General features: G+C 68.9%; 12 protein-coding genes. 7 read left to right on the top strand and 5 right to left on the bottom strand.

Translation table 11 applies throughout. The features are described 5' to 3' along the window. The first annotated feature begins 84 nt into the window (after nucleotides 1–84). The 4 genes from H4N58_RS13425 (at nucleotide 85) to H4N58_RS13410 (ending at nucleotide 5,462) form a co-directional block, all read left to right on the top strand. Entirely contained in the window at nucleotides 85–1,710 is a 1,626-nt protein-coding gene (locus tag H4N58_RS13425; RefSeq protein WP_167250281.1) for an ABC transporter substrate-binding protein, read from the top strand. Between the two features lie 155 nt (nucleotides 1,711–1,865). Continuing rightward, nucleotides 1,866–2,792 carry an ABC transporter permease gene (locus H4N58_RS13420; protein ID WP_167003849.1) on the top strand — a complete coding sequence of 309 codons (927 nt, stop codon included), beginning with the start codon at nucleotides 1,866–1,868 and terminating at the stop codon, nucleotides 2,790–2,792. Continuing rightward, nucleotides 2,785–3,759 carry an ABC transporter permease gene (locus tag H4N58_RS13415; RefSeq protein ID WP_167003846.1) on the top strand — a complete coding sequence of 325 codons (975 nt, stop codon included), beginning with the start codon at nucleotides 2,785–2,787 and terminating at the stop codon, nucleotides 3,757–3,759. Before H4N58_RS13420 ends, H4N58_RS13415 begins: the two co-directional genes overlap by 8 nt. Continuing rightward, nucleotides 3,756–5,462, top strand: coding sequence for an ABC transporter ATP-binding protein (locus H4N58_RS13410; RefSeq protein WP_167003843.1), 1,707 nt, complete (start codon nucleotides 3,756–3,758; stop codon nucleotides 5,460–5,462). Before H4N58_RS13415 ends, H4N58_RS13410 begins: the two co-directional genes overlap by 4 nt. A 70-nt stretch (nucleotides 5,463–5,532) precedes the next feature. Here the strand turns inward: H4N58_RS13410 and H4N58_RS13405 are convergent, their stop codons facing one another. From H4N58_RS13405 to H4N58_RS13385, 5 genes are all read right to left on the bottom strand, one after another. Then, nucleotides 5,533–6,144, bottom strand: coding sequence for a histidine phosphatase family protein (locus H4N58_RS13405; RefSeq protein WP_167003840.1), 612 nt, complete (start codon nucleotides 6,142–6,144; stop codon nucleotides 5,533–5,535). Further along, nucleotides 6,132–7,613 (bottom strand): FGGY-family carbohydrate kinase, encoded by a 1,482-nt coding sequence (locus tag H4N58_RS13400; protein ID WP_208322367.1) that lies wholly within the window; start codon nucleotides 7,611–7,613, stop codon nucleotides 6,132–6,134. The genes H4N58_RS13405 and H4N58_RS13400 overlap by 13 nt, the downstream gene beginning before the upstream one ends. Beyond that, a complete protein-coding gene (locus tag H4N58_RS13395) occupies nucleotides 7,610–9,076 on the bottom strand; it encodes an FGGY-family carbohydrate kinase (protein ID WP_167250283.1) in 1,467 nt (488 codons plus the stop codon). Before H4N58_RS13395 ends, H4N58_RS13400 begins: the two co-directional genes overlap by 4 nt. Then, the gene (locus H4N58_RS13390; protein WP_167003836.1) at nucleotides 9,073–10,122 is read right to left on the bottom strand and encodes a 2-hydroxyacid dehydrogenase; all 1,050 of its coding nucleotides are present in this window, start codon (nucleotides 10,120–10,122) and stop codon (nucleotides 9,073–9,075) included. The genes H4N58_RS13395 and H4N58_RS13390 overlap by 4 nt, the downstream gene beginning before the upstream one ends. Before the next feature lie 119 nt (nucleotides 10,123–10,241). Then, a complete protein-coding gene (locus H4N58_RS13385; protein WP_167250285.1) occupies nucleotides 10,242–11,030 on the bottom strand; it encodes a DeoR/GlpR family DNA-binding transcription regulator in 789 nt (262 codons plus the stop codon). Nucleotides 11,031–11,190: 160 nt separating this feature from the next. Between H4N58_RS13385 and H4N58_RS13380 the strand changes: the two genes are divergently transcribed. The 3 genes from H4N58_RS13380 (at nucleotide 11,191) to H4N58_RS13370 (ending at nucleotide 14,403) form a co-directional block, all read left to right on the top strand. Then, nucleotides 11,191–12,261: a substrate-binding domain-containing protein gene (locus H4N58_RS13380; RefSeq protein ID WP_167250287.1), complete on the top strand. Its 1,071-nt coding sequence runs from the start codon at nucleotides 11,191–11,193 to the stop codon at nucleotides 12,259–12,261. A gap of 91 nt (nucleotides 12,262–12,352) precedes the next feature. Then, nucleotides 12,353–13,150: an ATP-binding cassette domain-containing protein gene (locus tag H4N58_RS13375; protein ID WP_167003830.1), complete on the top strand. Its 798-nt coding sequence runs from the start codon at nucleotides 12,353–12,355 to the stop codon at nucleotides 13,148–13,150. 5 nt (nucleotides 13,151–13,155) lie between these two features. Then, the gene (locus tag H4N58_RS13370; protein WP_167003828.1) at nucleotides 13,156–14,403 is read left to right on the top strand and encodes a sugar ABC transporter permease; all 1,248 of its coding nucleotides are present in this window, start codon (nucleotides 13,156–13,158) and stop codon (nucleotides 14,401–14,403) included. Nucleotides 14,404–14,458: the final 55 nt, after the last annotated feature.

The following is a 14,458-nucleotide window of genomic DNA, read 5'->3' as shown; positions in this document are numbered from 1 at the left end:
GACCTGTTCTGGTTGATGATCCGGAGTAACCATGGGTGTGCGGAAGTTTTTCTGCGCGTTCCCAACACATTCAGGAGGATTCCAATGCGACTCTCCCGGCGTACTCGCCTCGGAGGCGTGGCGCTGCTCGCTGCGATCGGACTTACGGTGTCCGCGTGCGGCGGCGGCGGGGGAGATGACGACGAGTCGAGCGATTCGACCACGTCCGTCATCACCGCTCGTACGACCGAGCCTCAGAACCCGCTGGTTCCGCAGGCCACCAACGAGGTCGGCGGCGGCAACGTCATCGACATGCTCTATGCAGGCCTGATCACCTACAAGGAAGACGGCTCGCAGGAGATGGAGGTCGCGGAGTCGATCACCTCCGACGACAACAAGCTCTGGACCGTCAAGCTCAAGGACTGGAAGTTCAGCGACGGCACCCCCGTCACCGCGACCTCCTTCGTTGACGCCTGGAACTACGGCGCCCTGAGCACGAACGCGCAGAACGCCTCCTACTTCTACTACCCGATTGCGGGTTACGAGGCTGTTCAGGAGGAGAACCCGACCGTCAAGACGATGTCGGGTCTGAAGGTCGTCGACGACAAGACCTTCACCATCGAGCTCAACCAGGCGGAGTCGGACTTCCCGCTGCGCCTCGGCTACTCGGCCTACTATCCGCTGCCTGAGTCGGCCTACGCCGACATGAAGGCCTACGGTGAGAACCCGATCGCCAACGGCCCGTACAAGCTCGAGGCCTGGGAGCACAACAAGGAGCTCCGTCTCGTCCCGAACGAGGAGTACGACGGTCTCCGCAAGGCTCAGAACGGTGGCGTGACCTTCGTGGTCTACACCGACACTGAGGCTGCTTACACCGACCTGCAGGCCGGCAACCTCGACGTCCTGGACACCGTCCCGGACAGCGCGCTGCAGACCTTCGGCGACGACGACACGGTCCAGGCCGTCACCGCGCCGGGCTCGGTCAACGGTTCGTTCCAGTTCCCGGTCGACCTCCCCGGTTTCACCGGTGAGGCCGGCAAGCTCCGCCGTCAGGCCGTCTCGATGGCACTGAACCGCGAGGAGCTCACCGAGAAGCTGTTCTTCGGCACCCGCACCCCGGCGCTCGACTTCAGCGCGCCGCCGATGCCGGGCTGGACCGACGAGATCCCCGGCAACGAGGTTCTCGAGTTCAACGCCGACGAGGCCAAGAAGCGCTGGGCCGAGGCTGAGGCCATCGAGCCGTGGGGCGACAAGAAGCTGCTGATCGCCTCCAACACTGATGGTGCCGGCAACAAGGCGTCGATCGACGCGATGGCCAACCAGATCAAGAACACCCTGGGCATCAAGGCCGAGCCGAAGTACTACGCCACGTTCGACGAGTTCCTCGACGACCGTGACAACAACAAGACCGGGGCCCTGTTCCGCGCCGGTTGGCAGCCGGACTACCCGTCGATCTCGAACTACCTCGGCCCGATCTATGGCACCGGGGCGGCCTCGAACGACGCCGGCTACTCCAACCCGGAGTTCGACGCCCTGATCGCTAAGGCGGCGGGCGCTGAGACCGACGAGGATCGCTACAAGGCGTTCGTCGACGCGCAGGCCATCCTCATGGAGGACCTGCCGGGTCTGTCGATGTGGTACACCGACGCCACTGGCGCTGCTGCCAAGGGTGTCAAGAACGTGAAGTTCAACTGGCAGAACGTGCCGGTCTACCAGAACATCACGAAGTAGTAGGTCCCACACCACCGCATGCGGGGCACGCGGGGGTCGGCTCACCAGCTGCCCCCCGCGTGGCCGTGCGCGGGCTCCCGGTGCCTACCGGCGCCGACGGGCCCCTGAAACCATATCTCTCCTCGTAGGAGAGCCCATCCCGTAGGAGGCCACTGATGTGGTGGTATGCCGCGCGGCGAATCTTGCAGACGATCCCCGTGATCCTCGGGTCGACGCTGCTCATCTACGCGCTCGTCTTCCTTCGCCCAGGCGACCCGGTCCGTGCACTGTTCGGTGACAAGCCCGTCTCCGAAGCCACGATGAACCAGGTCAGGGAGCAGTACAACCTCGACGAGCCGTTCCTCGTCCAGTGGTTCCTCTTCCTCAAGGGCGCCGTCACCGGTGACTTCGGACAGTCGTTCACTGGTCGCCCGGTCATCGATCTCGTGGCCGACGCCTTCCCGGTCACCATCAAGCTCGCCCTGATGGCCCTCGTGATCGAGGCCGTTCTGGGCATCGTCGCCGGCACGATCGCGGGCCTCCGCAAGGGCAAGCTGTTCGACTCGACGATGCTCGTCGTCTCGCTGGTGGTGATCGCCGTCCCGATCTTCGTCTTCGGCTTCGTGCTTCAGCTCATCTTCGGCGTCAAGCTGGAGTGGTTCCCACCGACAGTCGGCAGCAACACGTCGTTCTACAACCTGTTGCTACCAGCCTTCGTGCTCGGACTGGTCTCCTTCGCGTACGTGCTGAGACTGACGAGAACGTCGGTCGCCGGCAACCTCAGTGCCGACCATGTGCGCACGGCTCGTGCCAAAGGGCTCTCCGAAGGCACCGTCGTCCGGCGCCACGTCCTCCGCAACTCGCTGATCCCGGTCGTGACCTTCCTCGGCGTCGACATCGGCGCCTTGATGGCGGGTGCGATCGTGACCGAGGGCATCTTCAACATCCCCGGCGTCGGCAACCTCGCCTACCAGGCGGTCATCCGTGGCGAGACGCCGACGATCGTCTCCGTCGTGACGATCATGGTCCTCGTGTACGTCCTGGCGGCACTGGTCGTCGACCTGCTGTACGCCTTCCTCGACCCAAGGATCCGTTATGCCTAAGCCCACGCTCCCGGGGCAGGAGCGCTATGTGGCCCCGATCGAGGAGACACCGCTGGCCGCGGTCGACTCCCTCCAGGTCGACGAGGCGCCCTCCAGCCAGTGGGGTGAGGCCTGGAAGCAGCTGCGCAAGAACCCGATGTTCATCGCGTCCGCCGTGCTGCTCACCATCCTCGCCGTCGTCATCGCCTTCCCCGGACTGTTCACCAACGCCGACCCGCGCTTCTGCGAGCCGGGCCGCAGCCTCGACCCGGCCGAGCCCGGACATCCGTTCGGCTTCAACTTCCAGGGCTGCGACGTGTGGTCCCGCACCTTGTACGGAGCGCGCGCCTCGGTCGCCGTCGGCGTCCTCACCACGCTTCTCGTGGTCCTGCTCGGTGCCCTGACGGGTGCCATCGCCGGGTTCAAGGGAAGCTGGGCCGACGCGATCATCTCGCGCGTGAGCGATATCTTCTTCGCGATCCCGCTGATCCTGGCTGCCATCGTCTGCCTCTCGGCGATCAACAACTGGTTCCCTGAGCGGCAGTTCTGGGGCGGCATCTCCGCGGTCGTCCTCACGCTGGCGCTGTTCGGCTGGCCGCAGATCGCACGCATCATGCGTGGCTCGGTCATCGAGGTCAGGAACTATGAGTTCGTCGATGCGGCCCGGGCGATCGGGGCGAGCAACACCCGCAACCTGTGGCGCCACATCGTCCCGAACGCGATCTCCCCAGTGATCGTGACCGCGACCGTGTCACTCGGCATCTTCATCGTCGCCGAGGCGACGCTGTCGTTCCTCGGGCTGGGCCTGCCGTTCTCGGTGGTCTCCTGGGGCAATGACATCGCAGAGGCCCAGCGGCTCGTCCGCTCCGGCACCCGGCTCGGCGTCATGTTCGTCCCGGCTGCCGCGCTCGCGCTCACCGTGCTGAGCTTCATCCTGCTCGGTGACGCCGTCCGTGATGCCCTCGACCCGAAGGCGAAGAAGCGATGAGTCAGCAGCCCCTCCTCGAGGTCCGCGACCTCGACGTCGCCTTCTTCTCCGACAAGAAGGCCGTCCCTGCAGTGCAGGGTGCCAACCTGACCGTCTACCCAGGCCAGACCGTCGCCATCGTCGGTGAGTCGGGCTCGGGCAAGTCGACCACCGCGCACGCGATCATCGGTCTGCTCCCGGGCACCGGCAAGGTCACCGGCGGCGAGATCCTGTTCGACGGCAAGGAAATCGCGCACTCGGGCAAGAAGGACTTCCAGGCCCTGCGCGGCGACCAGATCGGTCTCGTTCCTCAGGACCCGATGTCGAACCTCAACCCGCTCTGGCGGGTCGGGACGCAGATCAAGGAAGCCCTGATCGCCAACGACGTCGCCAAGGGCAAGGACGCCGACCGACGCGTGCACGAGCTGCTCGCCGAGGCGGGTCTCAACGACGTGGAGCGGCGGGCCCGCCAGTACCCGCACGAGTTCTCCGGCGGCATGCGTCAGCGGGCGCTGATCGCGATGGGTCTGGCCGCACGTCCGAAGCTTCTCATCGCCGACGAGCCGACCTCTGCGCTCGACGTGACCGTCCAGAAGCAGATCCTGGACCACCTCGACGGCCTGACCGACGAGCTCGGCACCGCGGTGCTGCTGATCACGCACGACCTCGGTCTGGCGGCAGAGCGTGCCGACCACATCGTCGTCATGTACAGGGGCCGCGTCGTGGAGTCCGGCCCGGCGTTGGAGATCCTCAAGAATCCCGAGCACCCGTACACGCGTCGTCTCGTGTCGTCGGCGCCGTCGATCGCTTCGCAGCGGCTGAGCTCCGTCGAGGCACGCGAGGAGGTGCGCCAGCAGGCACTGCAGACGGCTGGCGAGATCGCGGCCGAGATCGCCACCGCCGAGGGCGTGGTCGGCAAGGGTGAGGACGACATCATCGTCGTCGAGAACCTCACGAAGGTGTTCATGCTCCCGGGCGACCGTCCGTGGCGCAAGACCGAGCTTCGCGCCGTCGACGACGTCAGCTTCCGGCTGCGTCGGGGCACCACCACCGCGATCGTGGGCGAGTCCGGCTCGGGCAAGTCGACGGTGGCGCGGATGGTGCTCGGCCTGCTCGAGCTGACAGAGGGCACCGTCACGTTCGACGGGTACGACACCGCGCAGCTGAAGGGCAAGCGCCTGATGGCGCTGCGGCGCCAGATGCAGCCGGTCTTCCAGAACCCGTACGCCTCCCTCGACCCGATGTACACCATCTTCAAGTCCATCGAGGAGCCGCTGGCCACACACGGGATCGGCTCGTCGCAGGAGCGCGAGGCGAAGGTCCGCGACCTGCTCGAGAAGGTGTCGCTGCCGACCTCGGTGATGAGCCGCTACCCCAACGAGCTGTCCGGCGGACAGCGGCAGCGTGTCGCGATCGCGCGTGCGCTGGCGCTCGAGCCGGAGGTCGTCGTGCTTGACGAGGCGGTCTCCGCTCTCGACGTGCTGGTGCAGGCCCAGATCCTGGAGCTGCTCAACCAGCTTCAGGCGGAGATGGGCCTGAGCTACCTCTTCATTACCCACGACCTCGCAGTGGTCCGCCAGATCGCCGACGACGTCCTGGTGATGCAGGACGGCAAGGTCGTCGAGGCGGCCAGCGTGACTGAGGTGTTCGACAGCCCGCGCGAGCAGTACACGCGCAAGCTGCTCGACGCGATCCCCGGCCGGGACCTGCTGACCTCGGCCTGACCGCAGCAGTGAACGACGACGCCGCCGTGTCTCTCGCGAGGGACACGGCGGCGTCGTCGTTCACGCGGCGTCAGACAGGGACGTTGAACCCGAGCAGCGCGTACGAGGTGCCATCGGTGCGCAACGTCGTGAGCGCGCCGTTGGTCACCGAGGGCATCACCGTGCGGTAGCGGTCAGGGTCGATCCCCAGCAGGTCGCAGAGGACGAGCCGCAGGAGCGTGGAGTGCATGACCACGAGGACCTTGCCGTCCGGATGGTCCGTGACGAGGGCGTCGAGCGCGGGGCGCGCCCGGTTGATCGCGGCGGTGCCGGCCTCGCCGGATGGCAGCGGGTGCCGGGCAGGTGCGGCGAGGAAAGCCGCCAGCGCCTCGGGGAAGCGCTCGGCCATCTCCGTACGGGTCAGCCCTTCACCTGCACCGAAGTCGACCTCGCGCAGCCGCGGGTCGGTCTGCAGCGGCACACCGAGGGTGTCGGCCGCCGGTTGCGCGGTGAGCCGTGCGCGGGACAGGGTCGACGAGACGACGGCATCGACGGGGTGGGCAGCGGCCCAGCGGCCGAGGTGGTCCGCCTGCGCCGAGCCGCGGGCGGTGAGCCCGACGTCAGAGACCCCTGCGTACCGGTTCTCGGCGTGCCACATCGTCTCGCCGTGCCGTACGAGCACCAGCTCGGTCACGTCAACCATCCCTTCGCCTCGAACACACCTGTCAACGTCGCGTAGGCCTCGTCCATCCTGTGCACATCCTCGACGCGCGGTTCGACGACGGCTGCAACCGGGTTGGTGGCGCGAGCGACGGCGCTGAGCGATTCTCCTCCTCCTCCGACACCCCAACGGGCGAGGACGGCCATCCCTGTGGCCGGCTCCGCCGAGGTGAGCAGGGAGAGCGGGCGGTCGAGCGCGGCTGCGCGCAGGGCGTTCCAGAGCGGACTGCGGCTCCCGCCGCCGGAGGTGCTCAGGCGTCCGTCCGTCTGGGCCCCGCGCTGGTCGAGGATGTCGAAGCACAGCCGCTCGACCGACGCGACCCCGACCATCGTCCCGAGGAAGACCGCGGCCTCGTCGACGCCGGCGAGAGCGGACAGCGGCCTGACCCGGGCGTCGACGATCGCGAACCCGGCAGCGTCGGGGCGGACGAACGGGAAGCGTTCGCCGGTGCCGGTCAGCGGATAGACGAGGGGGAACGCCGCGCCGCTGTCCCAAAGTCGGCGCGCCTCAGCCTCGTGCGTGCTCGGAGCGGCCGTGAGCAACGTCGACAGGGCGCCCGCGCCGATGCTCGAGGCACCGCCTGGCAACCACGTGCCGGGCTCGGGGCCGCGGTGCGAGTAGACCGCGCCGGCCGCGTCGTGCACGGGGCTCGCGCTCGCCCCCTTGAGGACCAGCGTCGTCCCGATCACGCTGTGCCAGTCGCCGATCGCGAGCGCGCCCGCGCCGAGCTGTGCCGCGCAGCCGTCGGTCGTGCCGGCGACCACGGGCGTCGCGGCGGGGATGCCGGTCTGCTCGGCCCACGCTGCGGAGGTGACACCCAGCACGCTGCCGGGAGTGACCACGTCAGGGAGCACGTCGGGGTCGACACCGAGGCGGGTGAGGACGTCGGCGGGCCACTCCAGGGAGAGCAGGTCAAAGCCGCTCTTGAGGGCGTTGCTCCAGTCGGTCGCGACCGGCGTCCCCGTCATGGCGGAGATCACCGCGTCGGTCTGGTAGACGATCCGCGCCCCGGGCGGCAGACCCTGGCGGGCGAGCCACACGATCTTGGGGAGAGCCCAGGAGGGCTGCATGCGGTAGCCGAGCCGGGTCCACAGCGTCTGGCCGGCTGCGACGACCTCGTCGGCGAGGGCAGCGGCGCGGCCGTCGTCGTACATGATCCCCGGCCCGGTCGCGCGGCCCGTCGAATCGAGCACGGCGAGCGTGCCGGACGTGCCGTCGAGGGCGACGCCGGCGATCTGGTCGACCGCGGTCCCGAGGTCGCGCGCGAGGTGGCCGAGCACCGTACGGGCGGCGGAGACCCAGTCGGCGACCTGCTGCTCGTGCCGGACGCCGTCACGCGTCCCGGTGATCGGGGCCTGCGCAGACGCGTGCACGGTGCCGGTCTCGTCGACGGCCACCGCCTTCGCACTCTGCGTCCCCAGGTCGAGTCCGACCCACAGCGGCCCGGTCACGCCGTCGCTCCGGTGCCCCAGGATCCGCGTGCGGCGGTGAGGTCGTCGAGGTAGCGGCGGTAGCCGGCGTCGTACTGCTCGGCCGCGGCCGAGGGCCTGACCACGTCGCGGTCGGCGCGCCACGCCTCGATGTCGACCTCGACGCCGAGCGCCTCCCAGGCGACGAGCGCGGCACCTCGGGCGCCGACGAGGGGTTCGCGGGGGACGTGGACGTCGGTGCCGAGGACGTCGGCGAAGATCTGCAGCCAGGCCTGCGACCGCGTACCACCGCCGCACGCAGCGACCTCGCCGGAGAGCCCCAGCCGGTCGAAGCAGTGCCGTGCGGCGTACGCGACGGACTCGCACACGGCGCGGACGAGATCGGCCGGCGTCGTCGACAGCGTCATGCCGTCGAGCCGTCCGCGCGCCCGAGGGTCGACGAAGGGCGCACGCTCGCCGGCGCCGGACAGGTAGGGGAGGGCGCGCACGCCGCCGGCGCCGGGCGAGCTGCCGTCGAGCAGGCCGTCGAGCGCGGTGACCTCGAGGCCGAGCGTGCGCAACGCCCAGTCGACCCCCGCGGTGCCGACCATGGACGGCATGACGTGCAGGTACGTCGCCGGGTCAGGCGTGCAGAGCCACATGCCGGCGGGGTCGTCCCCCGGCCGTACTTTCGCGTCGGTCGTCAACACCTGGCACGCGAGCGTGGTGCCGACGACCATTGTCGCGTCGTGCTCGGCAACGGTGCCCGAGCCGAAGCCGCAGGCCTGGAGGTCGTACGGGCCGGCGGTGACCGGGGTGCCGACGGGGAGGCCGAGGAGGGCAGCGCCGTGGCCATCGAGCGCGAACACGGTCTGTGGGGGAGCGGGCTCGGCGAGGAGGTGGCGCCACTGCCCGACGCCGCACAGCACGAGCGCGTCATCCACGTAGGTCCGGCTGCGGACGTCGAGGAAGGGCAGCGAGGCGTCGGAGGCGTCGACCGAGATCGTCCCGGTGAGGCGTTGGAGGACGGCGTCGATGCAGTAGCCCGCGACCGCGGCCCGCCGCAGCGACTCGGGCTCGTGGGTGTCGAGGTACGCCAGCAGTGCCGCGTGCGATCCGGGGAAGAGCCCGGAGCCGGTGAGCGCGAACACCTGCGCCATGACGCCGCTCGGGTCGCCGTCGGCACGCCACTGCTCGACCATCGACGACGCGCGCCCGTCCTGCCACGAGATCGGCGGGCGTACGGCGTGGCCGTCCGCGTCGCGCAGCCACAGCCCGTCCCCCTGTCCGGTGAGGGCGATCGCCTCCACGGCGACGTCGAGGCCGGTGCAGACCTCGCGAACGACCGCGGCGACCGTCCGCAGGACGTCTTCGAGATCCTGCTCCACCTCGACACCGCGGCGTACGAGGTGGGAGGGGGCAGCGGCCGAGCGTACGGCGCGCCCGTCCGGGCCGATCAGCGCGGCCTTGGTGACGGTGGTCCCGACGTCGACCCCGACGATCACGAGCGCCCGCTCTCCAGCCGCTCGAGCACCTCGGGGTTGGCGACGTGCAGGCACGGCTCACCACGAAGGAAGCGGGCGGTCTCGTCGGCCGTGATCGCAGCCGCGCGCAACGCGGTCTGACGGGTCGCCCCGGCCAGGTGCGGCGACAGCACGACGCGTGGGCTGCTGAGCAGCGGCCAGTCGGCCGGCGGGGGCTCGATGTCGTACACGTCGAGCGCCAGCGCGCCGAGGCGCCCGGACTCGAGCATCTCGGGCAGCGGCGCGTAGTCGAGCAGTCCGCCGCGGGCGGTGTTGACGAGCACCGCGCCGTGGGGGAGCAGCTCGAGGCGCCGGCGGTCGATCAGGTGACGCGTCTCCTCGGTGAGACGGGCGTGGAGGCTGACGACATCGGACCGGCGCATCAGGTCGTCGAGCGCGACCAGCTCGACGCCTTCGCTGTCGGCGGCGTCCACATAGGGGTCGTACGCGAGGACGTCGGCGCCGAACGCGCGGAGGATCCGGGCGACGATGCGGCTGATCGCGCCGAAGCCGACCAGCCCGACCGTCGAGTCGCCGAGCTCGGTGCCAGCGTTGTCGTAGGTGTAGTAGTCGCCGCGCCAGATGCCGTCGTGGAGCTCGGCGTCGGCACTGGTGAGACGCCGCATCGCGGCGAGGATCATCCCGACGGCGAACTCCGCCGCGGCGGGCGCGTTGCGTCCGGGTGCGAAGGAGACGACAACGCCTGCCTCGGTCGCCGCCGCGAGGTCGACGTTCACCGGGCCTCCGCGGCACACGCCGACGAACCGGAGGTCGGGGCACGCGCGGAAGACCTCCGCCGTGAAGGGCCCCATCTGCGTCACCGCGATCTCGGCGTCGCCGAGTGCGGCGATCACGTCCGCCGCCGTGCCGCTGGCCTCGATCACACCGTCGACAGGCCCGAAGGGCTCGATCGGCCACGGGAGCGCGAGGGGCGTGACCTCCACGTCACCGTCGACCCGGGCTGCGATCGCCTCCGCGAACATCTCGGGGAGGACGAAGTGGTCTCCGGCAGCGAGGATGCGTGTCATCGGCTTCTCCTTCTCCGGCACCCCGGAGCTCTTGTGACGTACGTCGCGCACCATAACATGTTGGCTGTTAAAGATCTCAAACTGATAGTGACGTTGTCGTAGCCCCGGCGGGGCGGCCGTCAGCCAATCGCGGCGATGTGCACGCGGGTCTGGTCACGCATGGCCTGCAGGACGGCCGGCGAGGCGTCGTCGGTGACGATGACGTCGGTGAACTCCGAGAGCGCCACGAACCGGTGGAGGCTCGTACGCCCCGTCTTCGTGCCGTCGATCATGAGCACCTTGCGGGCTCCCGCCCGCAGCATCACCCGCTTCATCACCACGACGTCCTGCTCCTGGTGGTATGCGGTGGTCTCGTCGACCGTCGACGTCGACTGGAACACGATGTCGACGGCGTACGCGTCCAGGCCCGTGTCGCTCGGAGGGCCGATGAAGGAGTCGTGCGTGCGGGAGTACTGGCCGCCGATCGCGATGAGCTGGACGTCCGGCTCCTCGCGCAGCGTCTCTATGGCCAGGCGGTAGTTCGTCAGGACGGTCAGCGGCGCGGACTGGGGGAGCAGGCCTGCGAGGGCGAGCACGGTGGTGGAGTCGTCGAGGAGGACCGACATCCCTGGCTCGACGAACTCCATGGCCGTCCGGGCCAGCGCCGCCTTGGCCTCGGCGTTGCGCTGCAGGCGGAAGTCCGAGCTCGACTCGAAGACGCTCGTCGGCAGCGCTGAGACGCCTCCGTGGAGCTTCCTGACCAGGCCCCGGGACGCCAGGTCGTCCACATCGCGATGGACCGTCATGATGCTCACGCCTGTCATCTCCACGAGCTGGCTGATGCTCGCGAACCCCGACGTCAGGACGGTGTCGATGATCTGACGCTGCCGCTGCGTCCGTGACGGGCGGGACGTCTTCTGCTCGGTCATCGCTTCTCCTCGTTCGACGCCGGGGTCGTGACTTATCACGATTATTGACAGGTATAACGTACGTGATGTTACGATCCCGGCCACTGATGTGAGAGCCATCACAGCCCTCTCCATCATCCACGGACGAGGCCGATCAGGTCGGCGACTCGAAGGAGCTTCCATGAAGAACTTTCCCGTGCGGATCGCCGCACTGAGCGGCGCCGCGGTTCTCGCGGCCCTGGGCCTCACGGCCTGCGGGTCCGACGACGACGGCGGCTCCGGCGGCGGCGACGCGGGCGGCCAGATCGCCTTCCTCATGCCGGACCGCGCGTCGACCCGCTACGAGGAGCAGGACTCGCCGCTGTTCAAGGAGAAGGTCGCCGAGCTCTGCGCCGACTGCGAGGTCCTCTACCAGAACGCGGACTCCGACCCCGCGAAGCAGCAGCAGCAGGTCGAGTCGATGATCGCCCAGGGCGTGAAGGTCATCGTGCTCGACCCCGTCGACTCCAAGGCCGCGGCGTCGATGGTGACGCAGGCGCAGGGCGCCGAGATCCCGATCGTCACGTACGACCGCCCGGTCACCGACGTGCCGGCCGACTTCTATGTCTCGTTCGACAACGAGGCCATCGGCCGCTCGATCGCCGAGTCGCTGGTCGAGCACCTCAAGAGCACCGGCGCGACCGGTGGTGTCCTGATGGTCAACGGATCGCCGACCGACCGCGCGGCGGGGCTCATCAAGCAGGGCGCCGAGGAAGGCGTCGGCGACACCAAGGTGCTCGCGTCCTTCGACACCCCTGACTGGGATCCCCAGAAGGCTCAGGACTGGGTGAGCGGCCAGATCACGAAGTACCGCGACCAGATCGCCGGCGTCGTCGCCGCCAACGACGGCACCGCCAGCGGCAGCATCGCCGCGCTCAAGGCGGCCGGCCTCACGCCGCTGCCTCCGGTGACCGGCAACGACGCCGAGGTGGCCGCGATCCAGCGCGTCATCGCCGGCGACCAGTTCAACACGATCTCCAAGCCGATCAAGACCGTGGCCGACGCCGCGGCCGAGGTGGCCGTCGCGCTGATGAAGGGCGAGGAGCCCAAGGCGACGACCGATCTCTTCGACACACCGTCGCAGCTGTTCGAGCCGACGGTCGTGACGCAGGAGAACGTCAAGGAGGTCATCTTCGACGGCGGCATCTACACCGCGGAGCAGATCTGCACGGCCGAGTACGCGGCGGCGTGCGCGAAGCTGACGATCAAGTAGCACCCTCATGGCTCGGCCTCCACGCTCTCGTGGAGGCCGAGCCGTGGCGGTTGAGATGAACCCGCAGGACGAGAAGAGGAAGGGACCTCAGATGTCTTCACGACCGGTGATCCAGCTCCGGGGTGTGTCCAAGAGCTTCGGTGCGGTGGCGGCTCTCACCGACGTCGACCTCGAGGTGTCGGCCGGTGAGGTGCTCGCGCTCGTCGGCGACAACGGTGCCGGCAAGTCGACACTCGTCAAGACGCTCGCCGGCGTGCACGCTCCCGACTCCGGGACGATCGAGTTCCTCGGTGACGAGGTGTCCATCCCCGGCCCGGACGCCGCCCTCAACCTCGGGATCGCGACGGTCTTCCAGGACCTCGCCCTCTGCGACAACCTCGACGTCGTCAGCAACCTCTTCCTCGGCAGCGAGATCCGCGGCCCCCGTCTCAACGAGGTCGAGATGGAGGTCCGGTCCTGGGAGCTGCTGCGGCAGCTGTCGGCGAAGATCCCGTCGGTCCGCATCCCGATCGCATCCTTGTCGGGCGGTCAGCGCCAGACCGTCGCGATCGCGCGGTCCCTGCTGCGCGACCCCAAGCTGATCATCCTCGACGAGCCGACCGCCGCGCTCGGCGTCGAGCAGACCGCGGAGGTCCTCAACCTCGTCGAGCGACTCCGCGAGAACGGCCTGGCGGTCATCATGATCAGCCACAACATGGCCGACGTGCGTGCCGTGGCAGACCGGGTCTCGGTGCTGCGGCTCGGTCGCAACAACGGCACGTTCGCCGTCGCCGACGTGTCCCAGGAGGACATCGTCGCTGCGATCACCGGCGCCACCGACAACGCGGCCTCTCGCCGGATCGCCGCCGCGTCGACCTCGACCCCTTCGAACCACGACGTGCAGGAGTGAGCAGCGTGAACGAACCTAGCGCGACAACCATCGCACGCGAGCTCGAGGATGAAGCCGTCCGCGAGCAGCAGGATCTGCGCGGACTCCTCACCGGCACGTGGGGCCGCATCCGCAGCGGTGACCTCGGAGCCTTCCCGGTGCTCGCCGGGCTGCTCATCATTGCGGTGATCTTCCAGTCGCTGAACTCCAACTTCCTGTCCTCGGCCAACCTGGTGAACCTGCTTCTGCAGTCCGCGGCGGTCGGGGTCATCTCGCTCGGCATCGTCTGCGTGCTGCTGGTCGGTCAGATCGACCTTTCGGTCGGTTCGGTGAGCGGACTGGCGGCGGCCGTCTTTGCGACCCTGTTCGTGAAGGAGGGCTGGCCTCTCGTCTTCGCCGTGGTCGGTGCGGTGGCGGTCGGTGTCGCAATCGGCTGGGTCTATGGCCAGGTCTTCAACCGGTTCGGCGTCCCGTCGTTCGTCATCACGCTCGGCGGCCTGCTCGGGTTCCTCGGACTCCAGCTGTTCGTGCTCGGTCCGTCGGGCACGATCAACCTCCCGTACGACTCGTGGCTGGTGCAGTTCGGTCAGCTGTCGTTCGTGCCGGCCTGGCTGTCGTACGTGCTCGTCGTCGTGGCGTGCGGCGGATTCCTCGTCTCCCAGTGGCTGCTGGCCCGCGAGCGGCACCGGCGCGGGCTGGTCGCGAAGTCGGTCCAGGTGATGGCGGTCCAGGCCGGTGTTCTGCTGGTCGCTCTGCTCTTCGCCGTCTGGTATCTCAACCAGTCGCGCGGCGTCGGCTGGATGTTCGTGTTCTTTGTCTCGCTGGTCCTGGTGATGCACTACGCCCTCACTCGCACCAGCTGGGGCCGGCACGTCTTCGCCGTCGGCGGCAGCGTCGAGGCGGCCCGGCGTGCTGGCATCAACGTGCGCCGGATCTACACGTCGGTGTTCGTGATCTGCTCGACGCTGGCCGCAGTCGGCGGCCTGCTGGCGGCGGGCCGGATCGCCGCCGCCTCGCAGAGCAGCGGCACCGGCGACGTCAACCTCAATGCGATCGCCGCCGCGGTGATCGGCGGCACGAGCCTGTTCGGCGGGCGTGGGTCGGCGTTCTCGGCCCTGCTGGGCATCCTTGTGATCCAGTCGATCTCGAGCGGCCTGATCCTGCTCAACCTGAGCTCGTCGCTGCGGTTCATGGTCACCGGTGCGGTGCTCGTGCTCGCGGTGATGGTCGACTCGCTGTCGCGCCAGAGCCGTACCTCGCACGGGAGAGGCTAGCTCCCGAGGTGGACGCCCGTTTGACTCCTTCGAACATGTGTTCGAACATGGAGGA

Origin of the sequence: Mumia sp. ZJ1417 (assembly GCF_014127285.1) — a bacterium.
Lineage (GTDB): Bacteria > Actinomycetota > Actinomycetes > Propionibacteriales > Nocardioidaceae > Mumia.
The sequence above is the reverse complement of the archived record's forward strand: the minus strand, read 5'-3'. Positions and strand labels throughout refer to the sequence as shown.

Excerpts from the sequence above, each read along its gene's own strand:
- H4N58_RS13425 (WP_167250281.1), top strand. The coding sequence starts at position 85 with ATGCGACTCTCCCGGCGTACTCGCCTCGGAGGCGTGGCGCTGCTCGCT.
- H4N58_RS13420 (WP_167003849.1), top strand. The coding sequence starts at position 1,866 with ATGTGGTGGTATGCCGCGCGGCGAATCTTGCAGACGATCCCCGTGATC.
- H4N58_RS13415 (WP_167003846.1), top strand. The coding sequence starts at position 2,785 with ATGCCTAAGCCCACGCTCCCGGGGCAGGAGCGCTATGTGGCCCCGATC.
- H4N58_RS13410 (WP_167003843.1), top strand. The coding sequence starts at position 3,756 with ATGAGTCAGCAGCCCCTCCTCGAGGTCCGCGACCTCGACGTCGCCTTC.
- H4N58_RS13405 (WP_167003840.1), bottom strand. The coding sequence starts at position 6,144 with ATGGTTGACGTGACCGAGCTGGTGCTCGTACGGCACGGCGAGACGATG.
- H4N58_RS13390 (WP_167003836.1), bottom strand. The coding sequence starts at position 10,122 with ATGACACGCATCCTCGCTGCCGGAGACCACTTCGTCCTCCCCGAGATG.
- H4N58_RS13385 (WP_167250285.1), bottom strand. The coding sequence starts at position 11,030 with ATGACCGAGCAGAAGACGTCCCGCCCGTCACGGACGCAGCGGCAGCGT.
- H4N58_RS13380 (WP_167250287.1), top strand. The coding sequence starts at position 11,191 with ATGAAGAACTTTCCCGTGCGGATCGCCGCACTGAGCGGCGCCGCGGTT.
- H4N58_RS13375 (WP_167003830.1), top strand. The coding sequence starts at position 12,353 with ATGTCTTCACGACCGGTGATCCAGCTCCGGGGTGTGTCCAAGAGCTTC.